Genomic DNA, 5597 nt, shown 5'->3' on the forward strand with positions numbered 1-5597 from the left:
ACCGAATTTTTTCAGGAGAAGAATGGCTCCGATATCCTGATAGTCAAACAAGTAAGCCCTTTTGTCCAGCATCAAACGCATGGCCCGGCGGTTGTAGACCCGGAGGCCTGAAGTAAGATCCTGAAGATCCGTCTCACTGATGCTGCGAAACCAGCTCCAGGCAAAGCGTCGCATGCGGCTGACTCTTTTTGGGCAGGATCCAATTAATACATCGTATATCTTCAGATATTCATAGCGCAACAGGTTTTGAATGCTGCATGGAATATGCTGTCCGTCGGCATCAAGTGTAATACAGTACTTATAACCATTTCTTACGCAATACCTCATACCAGTCTGGATAGCCCCCCAGGCTCCCAGCCTCCACGGCAGTCTCAACACAAGAGCTCCCTGTTTACGTGCTGCGTCTCTGGTGTCATCCTGGCTATGATCATCCACCACAACAGAGGTTAAACCTATAGAATGGACTGCCTCTACAACATGCCCCACTGTACATGCTTCATTGTGGGCAGGTATAACTACCAGGGATTGTTCTAACAGATCTTGCACAACAGCCTTGTTTTTGGTATCATAAGCGATTTGCATGTTGCATGACTTTCTGCCCCGCCCCCGGATGGTAGGACCCATGCCTGCCTGCGGTTCGGCTTCCTGCTCCGCTTCCAGGCCGAAAGAAGCGCTTACACTTGGTAAACCTGCTCAAGATTATGGGCGACATCAGATATTGTAAACTTTTTTTCCAGTCTTTCCCTGGCATTTCGTCCCATACGCTCAGCCTCTTTTTTTTGGGAAAGTATATAGCCCATGGCCCGGGAAAGATCGTGTGGACTAGCCGGTGAAACAACAAGGCCGGTTTGTCCGTGAATATTAACCTCATTCATCCCCGAACCCGCCACCCTGGTGGTTATCAAAGGCTTTTTGTAATACATGGCTTCCAGAAGGACCATGCCAAATGCCTCAGTCCTCTCAATGGAGGGCAGGCAGAAGGCGGAACACTGATAAAGCAGCCAGTGCAGTTCCTTGTCCTGTAGACTGCCCGGCATACTGACCTGACCAGTCAGCCCAAGACTCAGCCTCAGGCTGTTTATTTCCCTCCACAGGGGACCGTCACCGACAATTATCAGCCTGCCGTTGAAACCCAGCCTGCAGGCCTCCAAAAGATATTTAAAGCCTTTATAATATGTAAACCTGCCGACACTTAAAACAAAATCAAAAGCGGTATCACCTGAGAAGTCATTGAATAACCTTTTCAACAGTGCTTGCCTTTCTTCACTGTCTTGCGAAGTATATGCCAGTTCCTTCATTTTTTCAAGTGAAATTCCTAAGGGTGTCACTGTGCACTTATTCTGAAAGTCACTGAGTGCCTGGCTGCTTTTTAAATACGACTCTGAAGTGGCTATAATTGCATGTGATTTTTGTATGAGCCTTTTCTCAAACAGCCTGTAGACGGGATAAAAAAGTTTGAGCCTGTACTCATGTTCAGATCCAACCACGTCTGAATGCCAGTGAATCACCAGCCTGGGCAGCATTTTATACCACAACAGAAAAAAGGCTGACAGGTTGGGCATATGGACATGAACTACGTCTGGTTTATAATTTTTGAGCGTTTTGTTCAACATTCCGGGCATTCCAGGGGCCATGGGGGCATGAACCAGGACTCCCTTTATCGAAACCCTGATAAGCGAAAGATTGTCCAAAAGTTGCACATTTTCAGTAGGTCTTTTTGTCTGGTGCCAGTGAGCCAGCACCATAATATCGTGTCCATTGGAGGCCTGCTCCCTTGCCAGGGCATCCATGAAACTTTCCATCCCGCCCATGAAAGGCGGATAATATTTACACATGTGCAGAATTTTCAATAGTCCTTTCCAACCTTGGTTATCGTATCTGTTTAGCGCTTCGGATGTGGCATGGGGACTGGCTCTCCCCGTACTTATTTTTACAAATCCGTCAAACAACCTTTAGAAAAATAAGTGCGGGGGTGCCTGTCCCCTGCTTTCCTTATAAGTGCTGAACAGATACCGAGACGGCACACAACTAGAAAAACAATGTACCCATTCAAAAGATTTTTGCAAGCGAAACAATCACAAAATTATACGCCATTACGTGTGTACGATCCCATACGGTGCAGGTGGCTGAAGGCCTGTTCCAGAAGGCTTTCAAGCCTTTGAAGTTCACTCACCTTTTTCCTGGCCGCCAGCCCCAGGATGGCCCGGAGATCTTCCTGTATCGACGGTCTTAACAGTGTCAGGCTGAAAGGACTGTCTTCCCTGCCTTCACCCTGATAAAGCCTGAAGTTTACATGGTTGACGTATAAAAGGGCCAGGACTTTAAGCCAGTTTTCCGGCCGACGGCACTTTATGCCCGGATATGTGAGCCTGGCCTGATCAAAGGGATCCTGCTTCACCCTGAAAATCAAAGGGATGGCGCTGTCCGGCCCAAGTCCAGCCTGGAGGGCATATCTGTCCAGATAATAAAACGGCCCTTCCACAATCCAGAGATAGGATTCAAAGGGTCTGAAACTGTTTTCATGAGGAAGACTTAATGACATGCCTGTAAACTAGCGGGTTACTGTATCTGTTTAGCGCTTTTCATGTGGCACTGGGACTGGCTCTCCCCGCACTTATTTTTAAAAAAATCCGTCAAACACCCTTTATAAAAATAAGTGCGGGGGTGCCTGTCCTCTGTTTTCCCAAAAAACGCTAAACAGATACGAGTTAATTGTTCAATAATAATGCTTCTTATTTTCAAGCAGTTGTACTCTGTATGCTTCTGGATAGCAATAATTTACTGAAATGCAATAAATCCAGGGTTTGCATAAAATCTTTTGACTGTCCAGTTAACACTACAGCCAAACTTCCAAAGCGGGCTTTGCTGCTACCCAAAAACATATTCTCACGCAAAGGCGCAAAGGTCGCCAAGGAAGACAGACAGCCCTGTCCAAAACCGTGTCCCGGTTGCAAAAGAGACGGCCCACGGAATACACGGAATTTCACGGAATATGCGTTGCTTCGCAACGCTTAAAAAACTTCCGTGCCTTTCCGTGTGTTCCGTGGGCATAACCTCTTGGCTTTCTTTAAAAATGAAACAACATGTTTGTTTGAAATTTGTGCTAAGCGCCTAAAATATTTAACCTGCCTCAATAAGTTTCGCTGTAATGTTAACTTCTATGTAAAAAATTTATTACCGGACGTTTTTTTTCTTGACAATGGTTCCATATCTGGTACCAAGCCATTCACAGGCGCACAAAGCGGTTTTTTTTGCTGACAACCTCAACAAATTTTTTTCTTGACAATGGTTCCATATCTGGTACCAAGTCAATTACAGGCGCACAAAGCGGTTTTTTTTGCTGACAACTTCAACAAATTTTTTTCTTGACAATGGTTCCATATTTGGTACCATTTGGTCAACGACGTCGCAACAGGACTGTTCTCAAGCCGGCGTCTGAAACCCCTGAATGGTTACCTCAGGCCTGGTGCCAGTGATCACCACCGAGGACCCCCTGTATGGTTGCGCCTCAGGAAAGCATGGCTCAGGACGAACGCTACGCAAAACGCTGAACAGACACCTTAGGACAGAGACTAGCCCGGAGCTTAGTATAGTGAGTGATAAAACAAAGGAATACAGCGGACAGTTCAGGCTGCGCCTGCCCAAATCCCTGCATGCCGAACTGGCGGCTGAAGCCGTCAAACAGGGTGTATCCCTGAACGGCTATGTGGTTTACCTGTTGAGTACCAGGGTCAGTCAGGAAAAAACTTCGGCCGCTTTTCAGGACAAACTTGCAGATACCGTTCAGGAAGTGCATGAGATGGTTTCCAGCATGACTGTGGGCGATAATGAACCTGGTGAGTTAATCTGGAGCAGCAGCGGGACCAGTAATATTGTAACCCAGTAGGATGCGCCTGTAAACTTGAACACTTCTTGCTGATACCTGCAGCAGGTATCTGCGCGCCATCCATTGAGAGTTCTTAGCCAAACCCGGCGGTTTAGGTGGCGGACTGCTTAATGGCAACATGATTTGAGGAAAAAATGATCAGAAATGTATGGTCGGTTTTGTGTCGGGATATAATCACTGACCAGGAAACCAACTCTGTTACCTATGTCAGATGCATAGAAGAAGGTTCGGCACTGGAAGTACCTGTCCGCATCGGGCCGATTTTTTTAGGGACCCTGTGGGAAAAGAACAGTGATGAAAAAGAGTCTGTCCAGTTCAGGGTCATCCTGGAAATGCCGGACCAGTCTCTCAGGCCGATCCTGCAGACAAAACCCATGGTTCTTGAAAGGCCCAGGCACCGGCTGCACTTCAGAATCAACAGCCTGGATATTACCAGTTTCGGCCTGCATTATGTTCTGGTGGAATTCAATCAGGAACAGAATTGGCGTCATGCAGTGCGTATACCTGTATTCATCAGGAAGATACAGAAAAAAGAAAGTGTATCTGTTTAGCGCTTCCAACAAAGAAGGTATGGGTGTATGGATGGACAGATACTAAAGTGAATGAACAAGGCAAAATAACATGCAAAAAGAATTGAGAAAAGTTTTAATAGTTTCAGTCTTGCTGAGCGTATTCGTAGTCTTGCTGACGCTTTCGCTGCCTTTCAACATGATAATGCTCTTTCGCTGGGTAGTACCCAGTGAAAGCGTATCCAGCATTGCAGTAATCGCCATGGCTGCTGTGGGCGGACTGCTGTTCATGACCATTTTTGATGTACTGCGCTTTGCCCTGCTGCGTCGTTTCTCCATGTACCTCAATCATCAACTGGGGGAGAAGATCCTGCACAAAATGTTTCAGGAGCGGGCTCTGGGTCAGAAAGGTGATTCGTCTACGGCTATGGGTGATTTGTCCAAGGTGCGGGGTTTTCTCAACTCACCTACCTCTACGGCCTTTCTGGATACATTGATTTCGCCGCTGATGCTGCTCATAGTGTTTTATATCAGTCCCCTTATGGGAATTCTGGCAATATTATGTATCATGGTAATTCTGGGCACCAAGCTGGCCACCAGAAAGTCCACCAGGGAGCTTCTGCGCCGATCCAACATCGGGTTTGCCCGGGCCAACAGCTTTGCTCAGGAATGCGTGCACAATTCCCAGGCGGTAAGGGCCATGGGCATGCAGCCCCAGCTGGTTCAAAAGTGGCGGGGCATGCAGGACGAAATGGTCAGGGACCAGACCGAGGCCAGTGAAAAGGCCGGAATTCACTCAGCCATCACCAAGTCCATGGGCTGGATCATGCAGGTCCTGCTCATGGGTGTGGGCTTCTCCCTGATGCTCAGGGGAGAAATTGACAGTGCTCTGGTCATAATCGCTGTCATCATTGCTGGACGGGTGATCATGCCCATGCAGATGGCGGTCAACGGCTGGGAGGATTACCAGAATGCCAAAGATGCATTTCTGCGCCTAAAAAGCTACCTGGAAGGACTGGAGCAAAAAGATCAGGAAGTCAGCCTGGAACTGCCTGAACCCAAGGGTCACCTCAAGGCCGAGTCCCTGGTTTATGCCCAAGGCGGAAAGCCAATAATCAAGGGTGTCAGTTTTGATCTGCAGGCCGGGCAAACCCTGGGGCTCATAGGACCCAGTGGAGCAGGCAAGACCACCCTGGCCAGGG

Annotated in this window: 6 protein-coding genes; 3 read left to right on the forward strand and 3 right to left on the reverse strand. The window is 47.8% G+C overall.

Translation table 11 applies throughout. The annotated features are described in order from the left end of the window. From QZP87_RS09245 to QZP87_RS09255, 3 genes are all read right to left on the reverse strand, one after another. Positions 1–624 (reverse strand): glycosyltransferase family 2 protein (locus tag QZP87_RS09245; protein WP_291322632.1); only part of this gene is annotated, 624 nt, incomplete at its 3' end. A 50-nt stretch (positions 625–674) separates the two neighbouring features. Further along, entirely contained in the window at positions 675–1850 is a 1176-nt protein-coding gene (locus tag QZP87_RS09250) for a glycosyltransferase (protein ID WP_291322633.1), read from the reverse strand. A gap of 233 nt (positions 1851–2083) precedes the next feature. Continuing rightward, positions 2084–2542 carry a hypothetical protein gene (locus QZP87_RS09255; protein ID WP_291322634.1) on the reverse strand — a complete coding sequence of 153 codons (459 nt, stop codon included), beginning with the start codon at positions 2540–2542 and terminating at the stop codon, positions 2084–2086. Between the two features lie 1050 nt (positions 2543–3592). Between QZP87_RS09255 and QZP87_RS09260 the strand changes: the two genes are divergently transcribed. The 3 genes from QZP87_RS09260 to QZP87_RS09270 form a co-directional block, all read left to right on the forward strand. Beyond that, positions 3593–3886 (forward strand): toxin-antitoxin system HicB family antitoxin, encoded by a 294-nt coding sequence (locus QZP87_RS09260; RefSeq protein WP_291322635.1) that lies wholly within the window; start codon positions 3593–3595, stop codon positions 3884–3886. A gap of 134 nt (positions 3887–4020) precedes the next feature. Beyond that, the gene (locus tag QZP87_RS09265) at positions 4021–4437 is read left to right on the forward strand and encodes a hypothetical protein (RefSeq protein WP_291322636.1); all 417 of its coding nucleotides are present in this window, start codon (positions 4021–4023) and stop codon (positions 4435–4437) included. 70 nt (positions 4438–4507) lie between these two features. After that, the coding region (locus tag QZP87_RS09270) for an ABC transporter transmembrane domain-containing protein (protein WP_291322637.1) at positions 4508–5597 on the forward strand (1090 nt) is incomplete at its 3' end.

Source organism: Desulfonatronospira sp., from assembly GCA_003563255.1.
Taxonomy (GTDB): domain Bacteria; phylum Desulfobacterota; class Desulfovibrionia; order Desulfovibrionales; family Desulfonatronovibrionaceae; genus Desulfonatronospira.